Below are 21,673 nucleotides of genomic sequence, written 5' to 3' on the forward strand. Positions count from 1 at the left end.
GTTCGATATGTTTTAGCGCTTTTTTGCGCTTTTTATATCGAATTAATGGTCTATATTGATGGACAGCAACAACGGTTGCCTCCCACTTCCACTGCATAAGGATTACCCCATGAACGCTCTCGTCAAATCGATCATGTCCACCCAGGCCGGCGCTGGTCTGGCCGTGCTGCGTATCACCACCGGCCTGACCTTCATGGCCCACGGTTCGCAGAAGCTGTTCGGCCTGTTCAGCGGCCCGGGTTTGCAGGGCACGGCGCAATGGCTGGAGTCCCTCGGGGTGACGCCCGGCTACCTGATGGCGACCCTGGCCGGCTCCGCCGAATTCTTCGGTGGCCTGGCGCTGGTGCTCGGCTTGCTGGTGCGCCTGGCCAGTATCCCGTTGATCGTCGCCATGCTGGTGGCTGTGTTCAGTGTGCATATCGCCAACGGCTTCTTCATTACCAGCGGTGGCTACGAGTACGCCTTCACCCTGATCATGATCAGTGTGGCGGTGCTGATCAGCGGCGCCGGTCCCTTCTCCCTGGACCGCAAGCTGTCCAGCTGATCCTGCCGCTGACGAAAAGGGCGGATGCCATTGGCATCCGCCCTTTTTTCTTTTTGGCGCGATCAACCCAGCAGGTGCTGCACCGCGCTGTTGATCAGTCCGCCGCCAAGCAGCAGGAAGAGGAACAGGCCTGCCCCCAGCAGCAGCGGTTTCGGCCCTTCGCGACGCAGGTCGCCAAGGCGGGTGGCCAGCCCCAATGCAGCCATGGCCATCCCCAGCAAGACTTCGTCCAGTTGCTGCAACGGCGCCAGCCAGGATTCCGGCACCAGGCCCAGCGAGCGCAGCGCGGTCACGGCGAGGAAAGCGACGGCGAAACCGGGAATGTTCAACCGGCGCTTGGCTCCGGCTTGCGCATCGGCGGCGCCGAAGCGCCCCAGGCAGAGCAGCGCCGGTGCCAGTAGCAGAACCCGCAGCATCTTGCTGATCAGCGCCGCGTCGGCGGCCGCCGGGTCCATGGCACGACCGGCGGCGACCACCTGGGCGACTTCGTGGATGGTCGAGCCGCTGAAGATACCGAAGGCCTTGCTGCTGCCGAACAGGTGCGGCAGGTAGCTGAAGAGCAGTGGATGCAGCAGCATTGCCAAGGTGCCGAACAACACGACCGTGGCCACCGCCACCGCGGTGTGTTCGGCGCGGGCGCGCAGCACCGGGCTGCTCGCCATGACCGCGGCGGCGCCGCAGATGGCGCTGCCGGCGCCGATCAGCAGGGCGCTTTCGCGCGGCAGGCGCAACCAGCGCACACCGATCCACCAGGCGACGAGCAAGGTGCTGGCGACCATCAGCACATCGATGACCAAGGCCGCCGGACCGAGCGCGGCGATGTCCTGGAAGGTCAGGCGCAGGCCATACAGCACCACGCCCAGGCGCAGCAATTGCTGGCGCGACAGTTCCACCCCCGGACGCAGCTTGCCGAAACGCGCGGCGCCGAGGTTGCCGACCAGCAGGCCGAGGAGGATGGCCAGTGTCAGGCTGCCGAGGCCAAGGTGCTGGAGCTCGGGGATAGCGACCAGGAGATGGGCGGCGCCAGCGATGAGCAGGCACAGGAGGGCGCCGGGGAGCAGCAAGGGGAAGCGGCGCAAAAGGGTAGGCATGACGGACTCCTTGTGTAAGGTGCAGTCATGGTGCGGCGCGCACTCTTAGTGTAGAAACGGATTGTTCTGATTGGATCAAACGGTTTTACCGATATGGCCCCGCGCATCACGCTCCGCCAGCTCGCCACCTTCGCCGCCATCGCCGAGCATGGCAACGTCACCCAGGCCGCTGCCGCCATCGCGCTTTCGCAGTCGGCCGCCAGCCAGGCGCTGCAGGAGCTGGAACGCACACTGCAGACGCGCCTGTTCGATCGCAGCGGCAAGCGCCTGGCGCTGAATGACAACGGCCGCGCCCTCTATCCCAAGGCGTGTGCGCTGCTCGACCAGGGCGCTGAACTGGAGGCGCTGTTCCAGCAGGCGCCGGTACAGCTCAGCCTCGGCGCCAGCCGCAGCATCGGTGGTTATCTGCTGCCGCAGGTCATGGCCGGCTTTCTGGCCGAACTGCCCGACAGTCGCCTGCAACTGCAGGTCGCCAACAGCCGCGAGATTCTCGCCGCACTCTGCGAGTTTCGCCTGGACGTGGCCTTCATCGAGGCGCCCATCCAGCACCCGCAGGTGCAATTGCTGCCGTGGGTCGAGGATGAACTGCTGCTGGTGGCGGCTCCAGGGCATCCTCTGGCGACTGCCGGTGTGCTCGACTCCGGGGCGTTGGCGGCGGCGCGCTGGATCCTGCGCGAGGCGGGGTCCGGTACGCGGGTGACCTTCGAGCAGCAGTTGCTGCCGCGGCTCGGTAGCCTGGAGGCACCGCTGGAAGTGAGCAATGCCGAAGCGATCAAGCACCTGGTGGCCAAGGGGATCGGCATCAGTTGCCTGTCGCGAAGAGTGGTGGCGGGCGAGCTGGCGCGCGGCGAACTGGTCGCGCTGGCGCATACCCTGGGGCCATTGCGGCGCACCTTTTTCCGTGCCCTGCACATCGACAAATACCCCACCGCCGGGCTGCGCCGCTTCCTTGATTTCGCTGACGGCTGGGCGTCGGTCAATCGGGGCTGAGCAGCGTTGCGCCGTGCAGCGGCCATTCACCGATGGCACGGTATTGCGTGCCGCGCGCGGAGTTTTCCGAGCTGTACAGCACCAGCGAGCGCGCCGGCCAATGGAAGCTCGCCTGGCCCTCCGGCAAGTGGCGGCAGTGCCGGGCCAGGGTCAGGTGCGGGCGAAAGGGTCGCTTTTCTATCTCGAAGCCCCCGGCGCACAGCGCCTGGTGCAGTGCATGGACCAGTGCGGGCAGCGCCTCCGGGAATTGGCTGGGCGCCAGATGGAGGATGCCGCTGCGCCATAGCACCAACTGGTCCAGATGCAGATCGAAGGGTTCGCGGGGCATTCCCGCCCCCAGCGCGAAAAGTTCGGCCTTGCGCCCGCGCGGCACCGCCCCGAGGAACGCCAGGGTCATGTGCAGGTTGGCCGGCGCTACCGGTTGGCCGTCGATGGCCAGGCTGTCGCGCCAGGTGCAGAGTGGCGTGCGCACGTCGTCCGGACAGGGAAGGGCAAAGAACAACCGCAAAGGTGGCGTGCTCATGGAGGCTTTCTCCTCAACCGGAAGTCGCCTTGACAGTATCGCCGGGGCTTCTCTAGGATGCCGCTCAGCGCCGATTTAAGTAGCAACTTGCGGGGCGCGGATGCCTTCCGGGGCATCGAAATACCGCTAAAGCGCTGGTTCGGTGTGCCTCTCACCGCGTCCAGCAGGACTCGAGAGGCGGAGACATGACACCATGACCTGTGCCAACCCCCAAGTGCGCCTGGCCCCCATTACCACCGGTCTGCTCCGGCGTAACCCGCGTATTCTCCTTGGCGGCAATCATCAGCCAACCCTGGTCCGTTACCTCGAAGGCTGGCCGAAGCGCTGGCAGGGATCGCGCACCTTCCTCATTCAGTTCGCCCGCGATCTCCCGGAGATCGCCCGCTTCGCCGACGACAGTTTCGACTTCGCCGTGGTCCAGGCACCGCTGACGACCGAGCTGGAGGCGCTGGTCCATGAACTCACCCGTGTCGCCCGTCAGGGCCTGATCACCCGCCGCCCGCCGGCGCTCTGAACCGCGCCAGTGACAGGCCCCGCGCCTTCGTGGCAGCGGGGGCGCCTGTGCTCAGGGCTGTGGGTACTCGATTTCGATGATGAACCAGAGTTTCTCGCCCGCCGGGCTATGCACCAGGACCTCGGCGTCGAGTTCCTTGCCGACCAGGGCGCGGGCGAGTGGCGAGTCGATGCTGATCAGGTTGTTGCGCAGATCCAGTTCGTCAGGTCCGACGATCCGGTAGCGAGCCTGCTCGCCGTCTTCATCTTCCAGGGTGACCCAGGCGCCGAAATACACCTTGTTCGGATCGCCCGGGCGCTCGCGCACCACCTTGAGGTTTTCCAGACGCTTGCGCAGAAAACGCACGCGGCTGTCGATCTCGCGCAGCATCTTCTTGCCGTAGATGTACTCGGCGTTTTCCGAGCGGTCGCCGAGGGCGGCGGCTTCACTCACCGCCTGGGTCACTTGTGGCCGGCGGACGTTCCACAGTTCGTGCAGTTCGGCGCGCAGGCGCGCTTCGCCTTCGGGGGTGATCAGGGGGGTGCCGGCGGTGCGCGGCGGACGGTAGCGGCTCATGGGGCGGCGGACTTTCCGTACTGCGTAGGGGATGCGCGGAGTCTACCCGATCAGCCTTCGCGTAGCAGGTGCAGGGGGCTCAGCGTCAGGGCCTTGCGTGTGCCGAGCAGGCCCGCGGCACCGACCAGCAGGGCACCAATGAGCGGCAATGCCAGCAGCCAGGCGTGTGGATGCCAGGGCAGATCGAAGACCAGGTGGTAGAGCAGATAGCTGATCAGCTCGCAGCCCAGCGCGGCGAGCAGGCCGCTGACGGCGCCGAGCAGGGCGAACTCGCTGCGCCGCGTGCGCAGCAGGAGTTCACGCTCGGCGCCCAGCGCGCGCAACAGGGCGCCTTGGCGCAGGCGTTCGTCCAGGGTGGCCTGCAAGCCGGCAAAGAGAACCGCGAAGCCGGCGGCCAACACGAACACCAGCACGTACTCGATCGCCAGCGTGACCTGGTCGAGGATGCTGCGCAGTTGCGTCAACAGCACGTCCACCGGCAGCAAAGTGACGGTCGGGAAGGCACGCGCCAGCTCGATCGGGCTGCGTAGGTCGCTGGAGGGCAGGTAGAAACTGGTCAGGTAGGTCACCGGCAGATCGCCGAGGGTACCGGGCTGGAAGACCATGAAGAAATTCGGCTGGAAGTTGTCCCATTTCACCGAGCGCAGGCTGCGCACTTCGGCGTCGCGGGTCTGCCCGGCGACACTGAAGCTGAGACGGTCACCGACCTTGATCCCGAGGTTGCCGGCGAGCTTCGCTTCCACCGAGACGCCCGGCAGGCCGCTGCCCGGTGTGTCTTGCCACCACTGGCCGGCCACCACTTGGTTGCCGGCCGGCAGGGCTTGCGACCAGGTCAGGCCGAGGTCGCGTTGCAGCGCGCGTTCGCTGCGCACGTCTTCACTGAGCGCCTGTACCGGCTGGCCATTCACCGCCACCAGTCGTCCCGGAACCATGGGGAAGAGCGCCTCGGCATGCGGTGACAGGTCCCTGAGCTGCTTTTCGAAGGCGGCTTTTTCCGCGGGCAGTATGTTCAAGGCGAAATAGTTGGGCGCGTTGGCGGGCAGTTGCGCGTGCCAGGTGTCCATCAGTTCGCCGCGCAGCAGCGCGATCAGCGCCATGGCCAGGAGGATCAGGCCGAAGGCCAGGCACTGGCCGGCAGCGGCCAAGGGGTGGCGCAGCAACTGGCCCAGCCCCAGGCGCCAGGACAGGCTGGCGCGCGCCAGCAGGCGGCGCAGTCCGTTCAGGGCCAGGAGCAGGGCGCCGCCCAGCAGCGCGGCGGCGATGACCCCGCCACCGAGCAGAGCCAGGGTCAGGCGCAGGTCGAGACTCAGACGCCACATGATCAGACCGAGGGCGAAGAGCGCGCAGGTATAGGCTAGCCAACTGCGCATGGGCACCGGCTGCAGATCGTTGCGCAGTACCCGCAGCGGCGGGACCCGGCCCAGCGCCGCCAGCGGCGGCAGTGCGAAGCCCGCCAGGGCGACCAGGCCGGTGGCGACGCCAGCGATGGCGGGTAGGGCGCCCGCCGCGGGGATCTGTGGCGGCAGCAGATCGCCGAGGAGCGCGATCAGGCCGAGCTGCGCCAGCCAGCCAAGCAGGGCGCCGCACAGGCTGGCCACTATGCCAAGGGCCAACAGTTGCAGGCTATATAAAAGCAGCGTCTGCCGGCTCGACAGGCCGAGGCAGCGGAGCAGGGCGCTGGCGTCGAAGCGACGAGCAGCGAAACGGTTGGCCGATAGCGCCACCGCGACGCCGGCGAGGAGGATGGCGGCCAGGCTGGCGAGGTTCAGGTAGCGTTCGGCGCGGTCGAGTGCGTCGCCGATCTGGCGGTTGCCGTGGTGGGCGTCGAGCAATTGCTGGTTCGCTGCCAAGCTGCCTTCCACCGCTGTGCGATAGGCACCGAGGTTTTGCGCCGGACCTTCCCAGAGGTCGCGATAGCGTACCCGGCTGCCCGGTTGCACGACGCCGGTCGCGTCCAGGTCATGCAGGTGCATCAGTACCCGTGGCGTCAGGCTGTAGAAGTCACCGGCGCGATCCGGCTCGTAGGTCAGCACGCGGGCGATGCGCAGGCTCTGCCGGCCAACCTCGATGCTGTCGCCGACCTTCAATTCCAGACTGTTGAGCAGGCGTGCCTCGACCCAGACCTCGCCAGGCTGCGGCCGGCCGCCGGCTTGCTCGGGCTGCAGTGGTGCCGCTGCGCTTTTCAGTTCGCCGCGCAGGGGATAGGCATCGTCCACCGCTTTGACACTGCTCAGTTGGATGCCCTGGTCGGTGGCGATGACACTGGAAAACTCGACGCTGCGGGCGTGCTTCAGACCGCGTTCGGTGCCGCTGGCGATCTGCGTGGCGCTGGCCGGTTGGGTACCGCTGAGTACCAGGTCGGCGCCGAGGAACTCGGCGGCACGGACCAGCATGGCGCCATTCAGACGGGCGCTGAAGTAGCCGATGGCGGAACTGGCGGCCACCGCCACCAGGAGGGCGAAGAACAGCACGCGCAATTCGCCGCTGTGGGACTCGCGCAGCAGTTGACGCAGCGACAGAGCGAACAGGCGCGGCAGCGACAGCGACTTCATTCAGGGCTCCAGATGCTCGATCAGGTGCCCGTTTTCCAGGCGAATCTGCCGTTGGCAGCGGTGCGCCAGGCGCTCGTCATGGGTGACCAGGACCAGGGTGGTATGGCGCTCGCGGTTGAGTTCGAAGAGCAGGTCGCTGATGCGCTCGCCCGTAGCGCTATCCAGGTTGCCGGTCGGCTCGTCGGCGAACAGCACGTCGGGCTCGGCGGCAAAGGCGCGGGCAATCGCCACCCGCTGTTGTTCGCCGCCGGAGAGCTGGCGCGGGTAGTGCGTCAGGCGTTGGCCCAGGCCGACGCGTTCGAGCAGCTCGCGGGCGCGTGGGCGGGCGTCGCCGCGGCCCTCCAGTTCCAGCGGCAGCATGACGTTCTCCAGGGCATTGAGGCTGTCGAGCAGTTGGAACGACTGGAAGACGAAACCGACATGGGTGGCGCGCACCCGCGCACGCTGATCCTCGTCGAGATTGTCCAGGTGGTGCCCGGCCAGCACCACGCCGCCGCCGCTGGGTTGGTCGAGGCCGGCGAGCAGGCCGAGGAGGGTGGACTTGCCAGAACCGGAGCTGCCGACGATGGCCAGGCTGTCGCCACGCTGCAACTGCAGGGAGAGGTCGTGGAGGATGGTCAGCTCGCCTTCCGCGCTGGGCACGACCTTGCTAAGGTGATGCGCGGTAAGAATGCATTCGCTCATGGAGGGTCCGATGCGTACATGGCTGTTGAGCGGCTGCCTGGCTTTGCTCCTGCTCGCGCAGCAAGCCGCGGCGCAGACGCTGCTGGTGGTCGGGGATAGTATCAGCGCCGGTTTGGGCCTGGATACCAGCCAGGGCTGGGTGTCCCTGCTGGAGCAACGTCTGAAGGCGCAAGGGACCAGCTACAAGGTGGTCAACGCCTCCATCAGCGGCGACACCAGTGCCGGTGGGCTGGCACGCCTGCCGGCGCTGCTTTCCGGTGAAAAGCCGCAGGTGGTGGTGATCGAATTGGGAGGCAACGATGGCCTGCGCGGGCTGCCGCTGCTGCAAATGCAACAAAACCTTACCGCCATGGTGTCCGCCTCCCAGCAGGCTGGTGCAAAGGTGCTGTTGCTGGGTATGCGACTGCCGCCGAATTACGGCGAGCGCTACAACCAGGCTTTCTCCCAGGTGTTCCAGCATGTCGCCGAGGTGAACAAGGTGGCGCTGGTACCCTTTTTCCTGGACGGTGTCGGTGGCGTCGCGAACATGATGCAGCCCGACGGCATCCATCCGGCCGCGGTTGCCCAGCCGCGTCTGCTGGATAATATGTGGCCGCAACTCAAGCCCATGCTCTGAGTGCCGAACACCTTGGAAGGCTTCCCCGCGCGGGGGCTTTCCGCTATGTTTGCGCACCCTTCAGGAGCCACCATGTCCCGCCCCGCCTGGACCCTCTTCGCTTACCAGCTGATCGAGCCCGATCAACAGCTCGATCTGTTCGCTTGCCGCGAGGTGCGCGTGCATCTCGTCGCCCGCCAGTTGGAGCTCGGCACCCCGGCCGATCGCACCCTCTGCGGTGGGTTGCTGCCAGCGCAACCGCTCTGGCGAGAGGCTGAGCGGCAATTGCTGCGGGATCGTCGGTTGTGCGTCGAGTGCCTGAAACGGCTGGAAAATGAAAAGCGCGGCGAACGCTTCTCCTGGCTGGTTTGAACTCTCCCAGTCAATGGGGTCTGAGTGTTACACTATTGCCCTTTTCGCCAACCGCTCTCGTCAAGGATTCCTCGGATGCTGTCCCGCGTTTTCGCCGCCTGCTCGCTGTCGTTTGCCGCGCTGCTTTCGGCAGGCCCCGTTTCTGCTCTAGAGCTGCCGTTGCCGCCGCCGGGCGAGGATGTCGTCGGCCAAGTGCAGGTCATTAAGGCAAAGTACGAAGATACCTTCGCTGACCTGGGTCAGACCTATGACCTGGGCTATCAGGAAATGATCGCCGCCAACCCGGGTGTCGATGCCTGGCTGCCCGGCGTCGGCACCGAAGTGATCATTCCGACGCGCTTCATCCTGCCGCCGGGACCGCGCGAAGGCATCGTCATCAACATCGCCGAGTACCGCCTCTACTACTACCCGAAAGGGCAGAATGTGGTTTACACCTACCCGCTGGGTATCGGTCGTGAAGGCTGGGGTTCGCCGGTCGCGCACACCAGTATCGTCGCCAAGACCAAGGACCCGGCCTGGTATCCGCCGGCGTCGATTCGTGCCGAGCACGCCGCCGATGGCGATCCGCTGCCGACCGTGATTCCGCCGGGCCCCGATAACCCGCTGGGCCCGTACAAGATGTCGCTGGGGGTTCCTGGCTATCTGATCCATGGCTCGAACAAGAAATTCGGCATCGGCACGCGGACCAGTCACGGCTGCTTCCGTATGTACAACAACGATGTCACTCATCTGTTCCCGCTGGTGCCGGTAGGGACCTCGGTACGCATCATCAACGAGCCGTACAAATTCGGCCGTAGCGGCGGGAAGATCTATCTCGAAGCGCACACGCCGATTGATGATCACGGCAATCCGTCGGTGGTCGACAAGCACACTGCGGTCATCAATGCCCTGCTCAAGCGCGAGGACATCGCCAACCAGATGCAGATGGATTGGAATGTCGTGCGTGAGGTAGTGGCCGCCGAGGATGGACTGCCCGTGGCAATCGCCCAACCGCAGGCGCAAGGTCAGAATGCGCCGGTGGCGGCGAGCCAGAACCCCGAGCAGTTGCCCTGATCTCTCTCTGATCGTCGAAGAAACCCGCTGGCCCAGGTCAAGCGGGTTTTTTCTTGCCCGAAGAAATCGAGGACACAAAAAAGCCGACCTCGAGAGGTCGGCTTTTTGAATAGATCCGAGGATCTATTACTTGCGGCTGGCTTTGTCCAGCATACGCAGAGCGCGCTCGTTAGCCTCGTCAGCAGTCTGCTGGGCTTTCTGAGCAGCGGCCAGAGCTTCGTCAGCGTGACGATAGGCTTCGTCAGCGCGGGCTTGAGCACGGGCAGCGGCGTCTTCGGTAGCGGTCAGACGGGCTTCGGTTTCTTTCGAGTGGCTGCTGCAACCGGTGGCCAGAACAGCAGCCAGAGCCAGAGCAGAGAATTTCAGAACGTTGTTCATCGTGTTCCCCTTAAGGTGGACATTTCCATTAAAAGCAATCTCCCATGACTGGGAAATTAGCCGGACTACATAGTACTCATTACTTGTAGTAAGTAAACTGACCAAGCGCAAGTAGAGCACTTTTTTTTCATGTTGGAGCAGAGTTTGCAGTTATCGGACCGTGCAGTTGTGCAAAAAATGTGCAAATGACGCCTGAGGCGCGACCCTGAGCCTGGCTGGTCCGCGGCAGGTGCTCCGGGCTGCGGCATGGCGTCTGAGAATGGCTATCGTTGAAGTGCTAATTCGGCTGTCAGCATTTGCCGAACCGGCAACTTCTTGTGGGTGGCCGCTAGTAATGCAAGAGCAACCAAAGCGATTGGCTAACTTCATCTGTTTGTCAGGCGTTTGATTGAATCGATCGCTCCGATTTGCGCTCTGCTTGTCAAGACCTTATCGCGAACTTTTATACGCAAACTCTCGGGATATTCGCTTGGGTGGTTAAAGCGTAACCAATCGGCCGATTCCGCTGCTGATTTCGACGGTGAGCAGCTTATATGTGCGTCGAGGCAAGTCGGATGTGATCCAGTGAGTGCGCCATTTCGATTGCTGCTCGGAGAATCGTCGTGTGCGTTCCATTCGAGCTGCCGGGCGTTTCTTCCGGCGCTGCCGTGCTGTCGCGTAGCAATTGAATCGCGCATGCATACAGGCAGAGCTGGCGAGGGGTTTCCAATAGTTCCGTGGAGGTCGTCGGCCGGGGTGTGCGAGGTAGTCGGGGTGAATCGGCATTCGATGTGCCGCGGCTGGCCTAGGCGCTTTTTTGGGTTTCCAGTCCGAGCAATTCCGATACTTCCTGTTGCTTGCGTCGACTAACGGGGAGTGTGATGGTCGTTCCGTGGATGCGCACGGTCCAGTTGTTGCTCTTCCAGCGGAAGTCGCTCAGCAGGCATTTGCGTACGAGGAAGCTGCGGTGAATGCGGATGAAGTCGTCGTTGAACTCTTCCTCGAGAGCTTTCAGTGTTCCGTCGAATAGCAGTTCGCCGTATGGGCTGTGGACGGTCACGTACTTCGCCTCGGCGGTGAAATGGGTGATGTCCTTTGTCTCGACGACATACAACGATCTGCCCACCTGGGCTGTAAGGCGCTGTCTCATTTCGGCTCTCCTCGTCGTCTCGAATCCTCCCCATGGCTGTGTAAATAAATTGTCAATTTGATAGTTCGATGCCCGGCGGTGCTTGGCTTTGTGAACGGTGTCACGGTTATTGCCGGCGCCTTGGGGGCTGTGTGCTGTCGAGGGGCTGGTGGGTGTCGTACTGGTGCGGGTACGCCCATGCTGATGATGGATGGGGAGCTGTTGCGGGAGGACGATCCGTGCCTGATGTACCTGGACTATTTTATCGGCGGGGCTGGGGCTCGGTCCGGTCAAGCGCTTGGTTCGCGCTCTTCATTGGAGTGACATAGATGCCTACCTCAAAAAAGCCCATCAGCACCCTGCGCCAAATCCCCAAGGGCGTGTGGGTGCTTGGTTCTGTCAGTCTCCTGATGGATGTGTCGTCGGAGATGATTCACAGCCTGCTCCCGCTGTTCATGGTGACCACGTTGGGGGCTAGTGCGCTGGCGGTGGGCTTGATAGAGGGGATCGCAGAGTCGGTGACCTTGATCATCAAGGTCTTTTCCGGTGTCTTCAGCGATTACCTGGGCAGGCGCAAGGGGCTGGCGCTGCTCGGGTACGGCCTGGCTACCGTGACCAAGCCTTTTTTCGCCCTATCGATGGGCCTGGGCACGGTATTCGCGGCGAGGATCGTCGACCGGATTGGCAAGGGGATTCGTGGCGCTCCGCGCGATGCCTTGGTGGCCGATTTGACGCCGGTGCACCTGCGAGGCGCGGCCTTTGGATTGCGTCAGTCGCTGGATACCGTCGGCGCATTCGCCGGTCCCCTGCTGGCTGCTGGGTTGATGCTCCTGTGGGCAGATGATTTCAGGGCGGTTTTCTGGGTGGCCATCCTGCCCGCGCTGTTGGCGGTTCTGTTGCTTTATTTCGGTGTCGATGAGCCCAGGCAGGAGAGCGGTGGGCGCCGTAGCAATCCCATCACCAAGACAAACCTCCGGCGTCTGTCGTTGCCCTATTGGCGGGTTGTCGGGGTGGGGGCGATGTTCACCCTCGCTCGCTTCAGCGAGGCCTTTCTGGTTCTGCGGGCGCACCAGGAGGGCGTTCCGCTGGCGTTCGTTCCGTTGGTCATGGTGGTCATGAACCTGGTTTACAGCCTGACTGCCTATCCCTTTGGTTGGCTATCCGATCGGATGAGCCATCCGAAACTCCTGGCCATGGGGCTCGTCGTGCTGATCGCGGCCGATCTGGTGTTGGGCGTCAGCCAGCATTGGCTGCTGGTGTTGCTCGGGGTGGGGCTGTGGGGGTTGCACATGGGGATGACTCAGGGGTTGCTGGCGGCAATGGTGGCGCAGACTGCGCCGGCCGAGCTTCGTGGCACGGCGTTTGGCTTGTTCAACCTGGTCAGTGGGCTGGCCATGTTGATAGCCAGTGTCGTGGCGGGGTTGGTGTGGGATCGCTTTGGGCCGGCGATGGCGTTCTACTCGGGAGCAGTATTCTGTCTGCTGGCGCTGTCAGGGTTGGCATGGAGCGCTTTACGCAATCGCGGAGGGGCGTAGCGGCGTTGGCGGTCGCTCGCTCGGCTGGCGGGGCGGGAGGCTTACGGAGAGCTCTTTCGGTGACTGGGTGCGGCTGGGTGTTCTCGCCCGGCGCTTTTTCGCGGCGAAAACGAAAAGCCCCGTGATCGCTAGGATTCACGGGGCTTTTCGTTTGTTGCTATCTGGCGGTGAGGGAGGGATTCGAACCCTCGATACGGTTTCCCGTATACACACTTTCCAGGCGTGCTCCTTCAACCGCTCGGACACCTCACCAGAATTTCGACAGCGCCTTGTCTGTCGAGGCGCGCAATTTATCCGAATGAATTCCTAAAGGCAAATCTTTTTTTCAAAAGATTCATCGGGTTAAGGCGGCCAAGGGGAAATTCCGAGGGGGCTCCGCTTGCTACACTGGCGCATCCAGTCAGCAAGGCGGACGCAATGGCGAGTTGGGATATTTTCTGCAGCGTGGTCGACAACTACGGCGACATAGGTGTGACCTGGCGTCTGGCTCGTCAGTTGGCCGGGGAGCATGGCCAGCAGGTGCGCCTTTGGGTCGATGACCTGGCATCCTTCGCGCGCTTGTGTCCGCAAGCCGATCCGAGGCTGACGCGGCAATCCCAGGCTGGCGTCGAGGTGTGCCACTGGCCGCCGGCGTGGATCGACACTCCAGCGGCCGATGTGGTCATCGAGGCGTTCGCCTGTCCACTCCCGGCCGCCTATGTGGAGGCCATGCGCAGCCGTGCTGTCCGGCCGCTGTGGCTCAACCTCGAATACCTCAGTGCCGAGAGCTGGGTGGAGTCCTGCCATGGGCTGCCGTCCATGCAGCCCTGCGGCCTGGAGAAGTATTTCTTCTTTCCCGGATTCCAGCGCGGTACCGGCGGTTTGCTTCGCGAGGCCGATCTGCTCGACAGGCGGCGACGTTTCCAGGCCGACCCCGCGCAGCGACAGGCTTTTCTCGACTCCATGGGCGTGCAGGTGGGCGAGGGCGAGCGGCTGATATCGCTGTTCGCCTACGAAAACCCGGTGCTGGCGACATGGCTGGATGCCTTGGCTGGGGCTGATCGGCTGACCTGCCTGCTGGTGCCGGAGGGGCGGGTGCTGGGGGATGTTGCCGCATGGCTCGGCCGGCCCGGCCTGACCGTCGGCGAACAGCACAGGCGCGGCAACCTGCGTATTCAGGTGTTGCCGTTCGTGCGCCAGGAGGATTACGACCTGTTGCTGTGGAGCTGCGACCTGAATGCGGTTCGCGGTGAGGACTCCTTCGTTCGCGCGCAGTGGGCGGGGCGGCCGTTCATCTGGCATATCTATGAGCAGGAAGAAGCCATTCACCTGGATAAGCTGGATGCATTCCTGGCGCTTTATACCGCCGGAATGAGTGACGGGCTGAAGGCGCCGCTGCTGGCCTGCTGGGGGGCGTGGAATGGCCGCGGCGAGTTGGCCGAGGCCTGGCCGGCACTGGAGCGGCAGCTGCCACAGTGGACGCAGTGGGCGCTGCATTGGAGCGATGAATGCGCTCGGCAGCCGGATCTCGCCATGGGGCTGGTGCGTTTTTATACAAATTGGATATGATACGTCCCCTGTTTTTGTCTCCAATCCAATCGGATATTCGTATGAAAACCGCTCAAGAGTTCCGCGCCGGCCAGGTAGCCAACATCAATGGCGCCCCCTGGGTCATCCAGAAGGCCGAGTTCAACAAGTCCGGCCGTAACAGCGCCGTCGTGAAGATGAAGCTGAAGAACCTGCTGACCGGCGCCGGCACCGAGACCGTGTTCAAGGCTGACGACAAGCTGGAACCGATCATCCTCGATCGCAAAGAAGTGACCTACTCCTACTTCGCCGATCCGCTGTACGTCTTCATGGACACCGAATTCAACCAGTACGAAATCGAGAAGGGCGATCTGGAAGGCGTGCTGACCTTCATCGAAGACGGCATGACCGACGTCTGCGAAGCGGTCTTCTACAACGACAAGGTGATCTCCGTCGAACTGCCGACCACCATCGTTCGTGAAATCGTCTACACCGAACCGGCCGTCCGTGGCGACACTTCCGGCAAGGTCATGAAGACCGCCCGCCTGAAGAACGGTGCTGAAGTCCAGGTTTCCGCCTTCTGCGAAATCGGCGACTCCATCGAGATCGATACCCGCACCGGCGAGTACAAGTCCCGCGTCAAGGCCTAAGCCTTACCCGAGACAGGAAAAAGCCCGGCTTGATGCCGGGCTTTTTCGTTTCCGCTGTTTGTCGCGCTCGGGCTGGAGCGGTTTCAAACGGCGACGTTCAGGCGTACCTCGATGTTGCCGCGGGTGGCGTTGGAGTAGGGGCAGACCTGATGGGCGGCGGCCACCAGCTCTTCGGCGACGGTGCGATCCAGGCCGGGCAGGCTGATGTTCAGTTCCACTTCCAGACCGAAGCCGCCGGGGATCTGGCCGATACCGACCTTGCCGGTGATCGAGCTGTCGGCCGGGATCTGCCGTTTGCTCTGGCTGGCGACGAATTTCAGGGCGCCGATGAAGCAGGCCGAGTAACCGGCGGCGAACAGCTGCTCCGGGTTGGTCGCAGCGCCACCCTGGCCACCCAGTTCACGCGGGGTGCTGAGTTTTACGTCGAGGATGCCGTCGGAAGAGACGGCGCGGCCGTCGCGACCCCCGGTAGCGGTGGCAGTGGCGGTGTAGAGCGCTTTGATGCTGTGCATGGTGGTGTCTCCCGATGTGATTTGTTCGTTAAAATATTGCGCGCTAAGTAAGTGTGCGAGGCAGAATTTAGTCTCAGGTTATCTTGCGCGCAAGGTAATATTTGGAAGAATTCGCAATAAGCGAATCCGAGAGGTGGAATAAGGCCTTATTCCGCGCCTTGCAGATGACCGCGGAGCGTTACCAGCTCGTCCTTGAGTTTGCCCAGTTGCGCCAGCGAGAGGCCGCTGGTGGCGAGGATGCAGGACGGGATGCTCTGCGCGCGTTCGCGCAGGGCGCGGCCCTTGTCGGTCAGGCGCAGTTCCACCACGCGTTCGTCGGCGGCGCTGCGTGTGCGGGTGATCAGGCCTTCGCCCTCCAGGCGCTTGAGCAGCGGGGTGAGGGAGCCTGGGTCGGTGAGCATGCGCGAGCTGATCTCGCCGACGGTGATGCCGTCTTCCTCCCAGAGCACCAGCATGGCGATGTATTGCGGATAGGTCAGGCCCAGCGCTTGCAGCAGCGGCTTGTAGACCTTGGTCATCTGCAACGAGGTGGAGTACAGGGCGAAACACAGCTGGTTGTCGAGCTTCAGCGGTTCGCAGGGGGCTGGTGGCTTGCTCATGGCTGGCCTCTGGATAGGTAATTGCGCATTAATTTAGCGTGATGGCTATTTCTTGACCAGTCACTCCGTCTGCCACTGGAAATGCTCGGCCAGTGCCCGGTCCCACGGCGGCGGGAAGCCGAAGCGCTCGCCAAGGAACGCCAGCAGGCGCTGGCTGCGGCTGTTGGCGCCTCGACGCCGGGCACCTGCGTAGCGCTTTCGTGGTGTTTCTCCTGGCATTGGCCGGCTATCTCTTGCTACGACTGCGTGGCGAGACGTTGGCGCGCGACACGCCGCCGCCAAGAGACCTGCCCTGGTTCACCGTCCTGGGGCTGGGCGCCGGCTCCCTCGGTGGACTGTTCGGCGTCGGTGGCGGGGTATTGGCGACGCCGGCGCTGACCTCGCTGTTCGGCCGCAGCCAGGTGGCGGCGCATGGGTGTCTGCCTGGCGGCTGGCGGACTGCTGAGCGTTTCCTGGGGCGTGAAGCTGGCCTATGCACTGCCCGAGCGTGGCGTTGTGCCTATTCCTGGTGCTCTGCGCGCTGCTCCTGCTGTGCCACTGAGGCTCAGTGGTTGAAGCCTTCGACTATGTATTCGGCGAGCTTTTCCGTCACCGGCGACTGCTGCCTCGGGTTGCGCAGCAGCACGATGCTGGCCAGGGGCAGCGTCGGCAGTCCTTCCTCCTCGCCGATGATGCGCAGGTTGCCGGTTTGCAGGCTACGCAGCTGGGCGGTCACCGCCAGGCCCGCGCTGGCCACGGCAAACAGAGCCGAGAGGCTGGGGCTGCTGTAGGCGATGCGGTAGTCGATGTTCATGGCTTCGAGCGCGTTGCAGGCCCAGGCGCGGCAGAAGCAGGTGCTGTTGAACATCGCCAGGGGCAGGGGGCGCTGTTCCTGTGGCGAAAAGCTCTCCGCGGCCATCCAGGCGAAGGACTCCTGGCGCAGCAACTGGCCGATCTCGGTGCCCGGTTCGCGGGTAACGATGGAGAGATCGAGATCGTTGCGTGCGAGCAGTTGCGCCGAGGGTTCGCAATGGACCTCGACCTGCACCAACGGATAGGCCTGGGCGAACCGCGAGAGGATATCCGGCAGGAAGCGCATCACGTAGTCGTCCGGTGTACCGATGCGCACCGCGCCGACCATGTGCGGTTGGCGCAGGGTGTTGAACACTTCGCCTTGCAGCCTGAGGATGCGTCGCGCATAGCCGAGCAGCACCTGGCCTTCAGGGGTCAGGCGCACCTGGCGGCCATCGCGCTCAAACAGCCTGCGCTCCAGCACGTCGTCCTCCAGGCGCTTCATCTGCATGCTCACCGCCGATTGGGTGCGATTCACCACTTCGGCCGCGCGGGTGAATCCGCCGTGGTCGGCGATGGCGACGAAGGTGCGCAACAGTTCGCTGTCGATGCTCGGGAAGCTGCTCATTCATCAAACTCCGAGATGCAAGGCATAAGAATGATTCGTTGGATTGATCTTATGCCCGGCGGGAAACTGCTGCCAAGCCCACACGGAGGGATGCATGATGAAAGCGCAATTGGGTTTTCTAGCGATATCGTTCAAGTCGGCGCCTCAGTTGCCTATTCTGAGCGGATGGCGGCGGGTGCTGGCGCGGGTGAGCCGCTGGCGTGAGCTGGCGCGGCAGCGGCGGGCACTGGCCGGCCTCAGCGATGCGGCGCTCAAGGACATAGGCTTGAGCCGAGCGGATATCTACGAGGAGGTCGAGAAGCCGTTCTGGGTCGATCACCTGCGGCGTTGATCCCTTCATGAAAACAGCAAAGGAAATGCCATGACTCAGCTCTACCACCTGGCCCAGGTCAACATCGCCCGGGCCAGGGCTCCCATGGACCACCCGCTGATGCGCGGATTCGTCGAACAACTGGATCACATCAATGCCCTGGCCGAAGCCAGCCCGGGCTTCGTCTGGCGCCTGCAGACCGAGGCCGGCGACGCCACCGCGATTCAGGCCTTCGACGATCCGTTGATCATCCTCAACCTGTCGCTCTGGGAGTCCCTGCAGACGCTGCAGGACTACGTCTATTCCGGCGAGCACCTGACGGTGCTGAAGCAGCGCAAGGACTGGATGGAGAAGCTGCCGGGGCCGACCTTGGCGCTCTGGTGGTTGCCTGCCGGGCAACTGCCGGATGTCGCCGATGCGCTGCGCGCCTTGCGCAGCCTGGCTGAACACGGGCCGACGGCGCAGGCTTTCAGCTTCGCCCGGCCGCAGCCAATGCCGACGGCCAAGGCACTGCCGGTCTGATGCCAGGGAGTCGGGCTTTGGCGTAGGATCGAGCCACGATCCGCTCAGGGAGTGTGCGCATGTCCGCTGTCGATTCACTGTCCCTTAAGGAGGCCCGGCGCCTGGTCCTGGCGGCCCAGGGCTTCGCCAATCGTCGGCCGCGCGCGCAGGTGCAGCGCAAACACCTGCAGCAATTGATTGAGCAACTCGGCGTGCTGCAGATCGATTCGGTCAACGCGCTGGTGCGTTCGCACTATCTGCCGTTGTTCTCGCGGCTGGGCGGTTACTCCCAGGGCCTGCTCGATGAGGCGGCCTGGAGTGCCGGCCGTCATCGGCGGCTGTTCGAGTACTGGGGCCACGAAGCCTCGCTGTTGCCGCTGGCGCTGTACCCCCTGCTGCGCTGGCGCATGCGCCGGGCGGCAGCGGGGCAGGGCATCTACTCGCAGCTGGCGCGTTTTGGCGTCGAACAGCGGGCGGTCATCCAGCGCGTCTTGCAGGCCGTGCGCGAGCAAGGCGCGCTGGGGGCCGGCAGCCTGAGCACGCGCAGCGAGCGTGCCGGTCCCTGGTGGGACTGGAGCGCTGAGAAGCACGCCCTGGAATGGCTGTTCGCCGCGGGGGAGGTGACGGTGGCCGGGCGACGCGGTTTCGAGCGTCTCTACGACCTGCCTGAGCGGGTGCTGCCGGCGGCATGCCTGGAACACCCGGAGGTCGACGAGGCCGAGGCGCAGCGTGGCCTGCTGCGCCATGCCGCGAGTGCCCTCGGGGTGGCGACGGAAAAGGACCTGCGCGATTACTTCCGCCTCGATCCGGCGGATAGCAAGGCGCGCCTGGCCGAGTTGCTGGAGGATGGAGCGTTGCAGGCAGTCAGGGTGCAGGGCTGGGCGCAGCCGGCCTATCTGCCGCCCGACACGAAGATCCCGCGCCGGGTGCGCGCCAGCGCATTGCTGTCGCCTTTCGATTCGCTGGTCTGGGAGCGGGCGCGTACCGAGCGGCTGTTCGACTTCCGCTATCGCCTGGAGATCTATACGCCGCAGCACAAGCGGGTATACGGCTACTACGTTTTGCCCTTCCTGTTCGACGAGCGCCTGGCCGCGCGAGTCGACCTGCGTGCCGAGCGCGCGGCGGGGCGCCTGGCGGTGCATGCCGTGCACGAGGAGCAGGCGCTGGGCGAGGCGGGGCTGGCGACGCTGGCTGAACGCTTGCGCGAGATGGCCGCCTGGTTGGGACTGGAGACGGTGCAGGTGGGCTGCCGCAAGCCCACGGGGATGCGCCTGAAGGCCCTGCTGGGGTAGGGCGGATTAAGCGGAACGCTTTATCCGCCGCCTGCGGCGCGTCAGCGACGCACTTGCTTCAAGGTCTCGGCGATCAGGAAGGCCAGTTCCAGCGATTGGTCCGCATTCAGCCGCGGGTCGCAATGGGTGTGGTAGCGATCGCTGAGCCCGGCTTCGGTGATCGGTCGCGCGCCGCCGATGCATTCGGTGACGTTCTGCCCGGTCATCTCGATGTGGATGCCGCCGGCATAGCTGCCCTCGGCCTTGTGCACCTCGAAGAACTGCCTAACCTCGGTGAGGATGCGCGCGAAGTCGCGGGTCTTGTAGCCGCTGGAGGCCTTGATGGTGTTGCCATGCATGGGGTCGCAACTCCATAGCACCTGGCGCCCCTCGCGTTGCACGGTGCGCAGCAGCCGCGGCAGGCCGTCGCCGACCTTGTCCGCGCCCATGCGCACGATCAGGTTGAGCCGGCCCGGATCGTTGTCCGGGTTGAGGACGTCGATCAGGCGGATCAGTTCTTCGTCGCCCATGCTCGGCCCGACCTTGACCCCGATGGGGTTGCCCACGCCGCGCAACATCTCCACATGGGCGCCATCCAGTTGCCGGGTGCGATCACCGATCCAGAGCATGTGCGCCGAACAGTCGTACCAGCCGCCGGTGAGGCTGTCGCGGCGGATGAAGGCTTCCTCGTAGTTCAGCAACAACGCCTCGTGGGCGGTGAAGAAACTCACCTCGCGCAGTTGCGGGGCGCTGTCCAGGCCGCAGGCGCGCATGAATGCCAGGGTCTCGTCGATGCGTCCGGCGAGTTGGCTGTATTTCTCCGCCAGCGCCGAGTTGGCGATGAAATCGAGGTTCCACTGGTGCACTTCGTGGAGGTCGGCGAAACCGCCCTGGGCGAAGGCGCGCAGCAGGTTCAGCGAGGCGGTGGACTGGTGGTAGGCCTGCAGCAGCCGCTCCGGGTCCGGCACTCGGCTCTTTTCGTCGAAACCGATGCCGTTGACGATGTCGCCGCGATAGGCCGGCAGGGTCACGCCGTTGAGGGTTTCCTCGCCGGACGAGCGCGGTTTGGCGAACTGCCCGGCCATGCGTCCGACCTTCACCACCGGGCAGCCGGCGGCGAAGGTCATCACCACCGCCATCTGCAGCAGCACCTTGAAGGTGTCGCGAATCTTCGCCGCGGAGAACTCGGCGAAGCTCTCGGCGCAGTCGCCGCCCTGCAGGAGGAAGGCGCGACCGCCGGTGACTTCGGCGAACTGCCGGCGCAGCTCGCGCGCCTCGCCGGCGAAGACCAGCGGCGGGAAGCTCGCCAGGCTCCGCTCGACCTCATGCAGGCGCGTGGCGTCGGGGTAAGTGGGTTGCTGCTGGATCGGGCAATTTCTCCAGCTATCGGGACTCCAGACTTGGCTCATCGGTGGCTCGTGCGGCGGTGGCGGGCGATGGGGCATGGTATCACCGCTTCCGTGGCGGACGGTTTGACGCGGAACATCGGTGGCGGCCTCGGGACTGGTATTCTTGCGCCTCGCCCAAACCGGCGGCCGTTGCCGGCCGCCTTCGTCGACCAAGGATCATCGCGTGTCCCCAGTAATGTCATTCAGTCGCTCTCGGCGCCGGATCGATACCGTTGCGCTTGCCCATTTTTCCTCCGCGGAGGGCGCGCGGTCATGAGCGAAACACGCCTGATCGCCGAGGAGATCGATGAGTTCGGGGTGATCCGCGTGGTCGAGCAGGGTGGCTTCCGCTACCTGGAGTTCGGTGACGAGGTGGAGCAGAGTTGCGTGCGCGTCGCCGAGCCGGACTGGCTGGAATATGACTATTCGCGGGCCATGCTGCTCGGCGCGCTGTGCCACGCCAAGCCGCGCCGAGCGCTGTTCCTCGGCTTCGGTGCGGGCACGCTGACCCAGGCCTGCCTGAAGTACCTGGCGCTGGATGAAGTGGAGGCCATCGAATTGCGGCCATCCATTCCGCGCCTGGCCCGTGAGCACCTGTGGTTGCGCGACGACCCGCGGATGACGCTGCGCATCGGCGATGCGGTGGAGGCGCTGGCCGAGTGCGAGCCGGCCGACCTGATCTTCCTCGATCTCTACACCGACACTGGCCCGGCGCCGGCGCATCTGGCCTGGGGCTTCCTCGGCGCCTGTCGCGAGCGCCTGCGTCCCGGTGGCTGGCTGGTGATCAACCAGTGGAGCACCGACGATGGCAAGCCATTGGGGGCGGCGCTGCTGCGCGGGCGCTATCACCACCATTACTGGGAGTGCCCGGTGCCGGAGGGCAACGTGATCATGTTCGTGCCCGCCAGCCTCGACCAGGAGTTGAACCTGCGCGCTTTGAAGAAGCGTGCGAGCACCCTGGAAGCGCAGTTGGGTTACAAGCTGCGTGGTTATATCGAGGCCTTGCGCCCGGCGCAGTGAGTCATGGCCCTGGGCCACGACTG

At 64.4% G+C, this 21,673-nt stretch carries 25 protein-coding genes, 1 tRNA gene and 1 pseudogene; 14 read left to right on the plus strand and 13 right to left on the minus strand.

Annotated features, from left to right (window positions below; translation table 11 throughout):
- The first annotated feature begins 109 nt into the window (after positions 1 to 109).
- Positions 110 to 544 (plus strand): DoxX family protein, encoded by a 435-nt coding sequence (locus BLQ74_RS03215; RefSeq protein WP_090260785.1) that lies wholly within the window; start codon positions 110 to 112, stop codon positions 542 to 544.
- A 62-nt stretch (positions 545 to 606) separates the two neighbouring features.
- On the opposite strand, the gene BLQ74_RS03220 is transcribed toward BLQ74_RS03215, so the two are convergent.
- Entirely contained in the window at positions 607 to 1,635 is a 1,029-nt protein-coding gene (locus BLQ74_RS03220) for a YeiH family protein (RefSeq protein ID WP_090260787.1), read from the minus strand.
- Between the two features lie 93 nt (positions 1,636 to 1,728).
- Here BLQ74_RS03220 and BLQ74_RS03225 point away from each other — a divergent pair, with 93 nt between their 5' ends.
- On the plus strand, positions 1,729 to 2,625 hold the full coding sequence (locus BLQ74_RS03225; protein ID WP_090260789.1) for a LysR family transcriptional regulator: 897 nt from the start codon (positions 1,729 to 1,731) through the stop codon (positions 2,623 to 2,625).
- On the opposite strand, the gene thpR is transcribed toward BLQ74_RS03225, so the two are convergent.
- Positions 2,612 to 3,148, minus strand: coding sequence for an RNA 2',3'-cyclic phosphodiesterase (gene thpR, locus BLQ74_RS03230; RefSeq protein WP_090260790.1), 537 nt, complete (start codon positions 3,146 to 3,148; stop codon positions 2,612 to 2,614). The genes BLQ74_RS03225 and thpR overlap by 14 nt on opposite strands.
- Before the next feature lie 193 nt (positions 3,149 to 3,341).
- On the opposite strand from thpR, the gene BLQ74_RS03235 reads away from it, so the two are divergent.
- Positions 3,342 to 3,662, plus strand: a complete 321-nt coding sequence (locus BLQ74_RS03235) for a hypothetical protein (RefSeq protein ID WP_090260792.1) — start codon at positions 3,342 to 3,344, stop codon at positions 3,660 to 3,662.
- 51 nt (positions 3,663 to 3,713) lie between these two features.
- On the opposite strand, the gene greB is transcribed toward BLQ74_RS03235, so the two are convergent.
- From greB to BLQ74_RS03250, 3 genes are read right to left on the minus strand one after another with little or no spacing between them, the layout of a single operon-like run.
- Positions 3,714 to 4,217 (minus strand): transcription elongation factor GreB, encoded by a 504-nt coding sequence (gene greB, locus BLQ74_RS03240; RefSeq protein ID WP_090260794.1) that lies wholly within the window; start codon positions 4,215 to 4,217, stop codon positions 3,714 to 3,716.
- A gap of 50 nt (positions 4,218 to 4,267) precedes the next feature.
- Complete coding sequence (locus BLQ74_RS03245) at positions 4,268 to 6,760, minus strand: ABC transporter permease (protein WP_090261174.1); 2,493 nt, start codon at positions 6,758 to 6,760, stop codon at positions 4,268 to 4,270.
- Positions 6,761 to 6,769: 9 nt separating this feature from the next.
- Entirely contained in the window at positions 6,770 to 7,453 is a 684-nt protein-coding gene (locus BLQ74_RS03250) for an ABC transporter ATP-binding protein (protein ID WP_090260796.1), read from the minus strand.
- Between the two features lie 10 nt (positions 7,454 to 7,463).
- Between BLQ74_RS03250 and BLQ74_RS03255 the strand changes: the two genes are divergently transcribed.
- The 3 genes from BLQ74_RS03255 to BLQ74_RS03265 all read left to right on the plus strand — a co-directional run bounded on the left by BLQ74_RS03255 (position 7,464) and on the right by BLQ74_RS03265 (position 9,473).
- Entirely contained in the window at positions 7,464 to 8,069 is a 606-nt protein-coding gene (locus tag BLQ74_RS03255; RefSeq protein ID WP_090260797.1) for an arylesterase, read from the plus strand.
- A gap of 72 nt (positions 8,070 to 8,141) precedes the next feature.
- Entirely contained in the window at positions 8,142 to 8,420 is a 279-nt protein-coding gene (locus tag BLQ74_RS03260; protein WP_090260798.1) for a hypothetical protein, read from the plus strand.
- A 75-nt stretch (positions 8,421 to 8,495) separates the two neighbouring features.
- Positions 8,496 to 9,473, plus strand: a complete 978-nt coding sequence (locus BLQ74_RS03265) for a L,D-transpeptidase family protein (RefSeq protein WP_090260800.1) — start codon at positions 8,496 to 8,498, stop codon at positions 9,471 to 9,473.
- Positions 9,474 to 9,599: 126 nt separating this feature from the next.
- Here BLQ74_RS03265 and oprI read toward each other — a convergent pair whose 3' ends face one another.
- Together oprI and BLQ74_RS03275 are read right to left on the minus strand one after the other, a co-directional pair.
- Positions 9,600 to 9,851, minus strand: a complete 252-nt coding sequence (gene oprI / locus BLQ74_RS03270; RefSeq protein WP_024128796.1) for an outer membrane lipoprotei OprI — start codon at positions 9,849 to 9,851, stop codon at positions 9,600 to 9,602.
- A 784-nt stretch (positions 9,852 to 10,635) separates the two neighbouring features.
- Positions 10,636 to 10,980, minus strand: a complete 345-nt coding sequence (locus BLQ74_RS03275; protein WP_090260802.1) for a LytR/AlgR family response regulator transcription factor — start codon at positions 10,978 to 10,980, stop codon at positions 10,636 to 10,638.
- A gap of 308 nt (positions 10,981 to 11,288) precedes the next feature.
- Here BLQ74_RS03275 and BLQ74_RS03280 point away from each other — a divergent pair, with 308 nt between their 5' ends.
- Entirely contained in the window at positions 11,289 to 12,494 is a 1,206-nt protein-coding gene (locus tag BLQ74_RS03280; protein WP_090260804.1) for an MFS transporter, read from the plus strand.
- 162 nt (positions 12,495 to 12,656) lie between these two features.
- Here BLQ74_RS03280 and BLQ74_RS03285 read toward each other — a convergent pair.
- A tRNA-Ser gene (locus tag BLQ74_RS03285) sits at positions 12,657 to 12,746 on the minus strand.
- Between the two features lie 165 nt (positions 12,747 to 12,911).
- On the opposite strand from BLQ74_RS03285, the gene earP reads away from it, so the two are divergent.
- Positions 12,912 to 14,042: an elongation factor P maturation arginine rhamnosyltransferase EarP gene (gene earP, locus BLQ74_RS03290; RefSeq protein WP_090260806.1), complete on the plus strand. Its 1,131-nt coding sequence runs from the start codon at positions 12,912 to 12,914 to the stop codon at positions 14,040 to 14,042.
- A 41-nt stretch (positions 14,043 to 14,083) separates the two neighbouring features.
- On the plus strand, positions 14,084 to 14,650 hold the full coding sequence (efp, locus tag BLQ74_RS03295) for an elongation factor P (protein WP_090260808.1): 567 nt from the start codon (positions 14,084 to 14,086) through the stop codon (positions 14,648 to 14,650).
- An 83-nt stretch (positions 14,651 to 14,733) separates the two neighbouring features.
- On the opposite strand, the gene BLQ74_RS03300 is transcribed toward efp, so the two are convergent.
- The 3 genes from BLQ74_RS03300 to BLQ74_RS27620 form a co-directional block, all read right to left on the minus strand.
- On the minus strand, positions 14,734 to 15,162 hold the full coding sequence (locus tag BLQ74_RS03300; RefSeq protein WP_090260810.1) for an organic hydroperoxide resistance protein: 429 nt from the start codon (positions 15,160 to 15,162) through the stop codon (positions 14,734 to 14,736).
- Between the two features lie 146 nt (positions 15,163 to 15,308).
- Entirely contained in the window at positions 15,309 to 15,761 is a 453-nt protein-coding gene (locus tag BLQ74_RS03305; protein WP_090260812.1) for a MarR family winged helix-turn-helix transcriptional regulator, read from the minus strand.
- A 60-nt stretch (positions 15,762 to 15,821) separates the two neighbouring features.
- Positions 15,822 to 15,980 (minus strand): hypothetical protein, encoded by a 159-nt coding sequence (locus BLQ74_RS27620; RefSeq protein WP_244507146.1) that lies wholly within the window; start codon positions 15,978 to 15,980, stop codon positions 15,822 to 15,824.
- On the opposite strand from BLQ74_RS27620, the pseudogene BLQ74_RS03310 reads away from it, so the two are divergent.
- Positions 15,929 to 16,302 (plus strand): annotated as a pseudogene (locus BLQ74_RS03310) (TSUP family transporter); the annotation flags it as partial. The gene BLQ74_RS27620 and the pseudogene BLQ74_RS03310 overlap by 52 nt on opposite strands.
- A gap of 3 nt (positions 16,303 to 16,305) precedes the next feature.
- Here BLQ74_RS03310 and BLQ74_RS03315 read toward each other — a convergent pair.
- Complete coding sequence (locus BLQ74_RS03315) at positions 16,306 to 17,160, minus strand: LysR substrate-binding domain-containing protein (protein WP_090260814.1); 855 nt, start codon at positions 17,158 to 17,160, stop codon at positions 16,306 to 16,308.
- Positions 17,161 to 17,257: 97 nt separating this feature from the next.
- Between BLQ74_RS03315 and BLQ74_RS03320 the strand changes: the two genes are divergently transcribed.
- Genes BLQ74_RS03320 through BLQ74_RS03330 form a run of 3 tightly spaced genes read left to right on the plus strand, consistent with a single transcriptional unit; the run spans position 17,258 to position 19,263 of the window.
- The gene (locus BLQ74_RS03320; RefSeq protein ID WP_374439754.1) at positions 17,258 to 17,491 is read left to right on the plus strand and encodes a DUF1127 domain-containing protein; all 234 of its coding nucleotides are present in this window, start codon (positions 17,258 to 17,260) and stop codon (positions 17,489 to 17,491) included.
- Positions 17,492 to 17,521: 30 nt separating this feature from the next.
- Positions 17,522 to 17,992 (plus strand): DUF3291 domain-containing protein, encoded by a 471-nt coding sequence (locus BLQ74_RS03325; RefSeq protein WP_090260818.1) that lies wholly within the window; start codon positions 17,522 to 17,524, stop codon positions 17,990 to 17,992.
- Positions 17,993 to 18,051: 59 nt separating this feature from the next.
- Positions 18,052 to 19,263, plus strand: a complete 1,212-nt coding sequence (locus tag BLQ74_RS03330; RefSeq protein ID WP_090260820.1) for a winged helix-turn-helix domain-containing protein — start codon at positions 18,052 to 18,054, stop codon at positions 19,261 to 19,263.
- 41 nt (positions 19,264 to 19,304) lie between these two features.
- Here BLQ74_RS03330 and BLQ74_RS03335 read toward each other — a convergent pair whose 3' ends face one another.
- Positions 19,305 to 20,651, minus strand: coding sequence for a class II 3-deoxy-7-phosphoheptulonate synthase (locus tag BLQ74_RS03335; protein WP_090260822.1), 1,347 nt, complete (start codon positions 20,649 to 20,651; stop codon positions 19,305 to 19,307).
- Between the two features lie 252 nt (positions 20,652 to 20,903).
- Here BLQ74_RS03335 and BLQ74_RS03340 point away from each other — a divergent pair, with 252 nt between their 5' ends.
- Positions 20,904 to 21,650, plus strand: a complete 747-nt coding sequence (locus BLQ74_RS03340; protein WP_090260824.1) for a spermidine synthase — start codon at positions 20,904 to 20,906, stop codon at positions 21,648 to 21,650.
- Positions 21,651 to 21,673: the final 23 nt, after the last annotated feature.

It is taken from the genome of Pseudomonas panipatensis, from assembly GCF_900099785.1.
Lineage (GTDB): Bacteria > Pseudomonadota > Gammaproteobacteria > Pseudomonadales > Pseudomonadaceae > Pseudomonas > Pseudomonas panipatensis.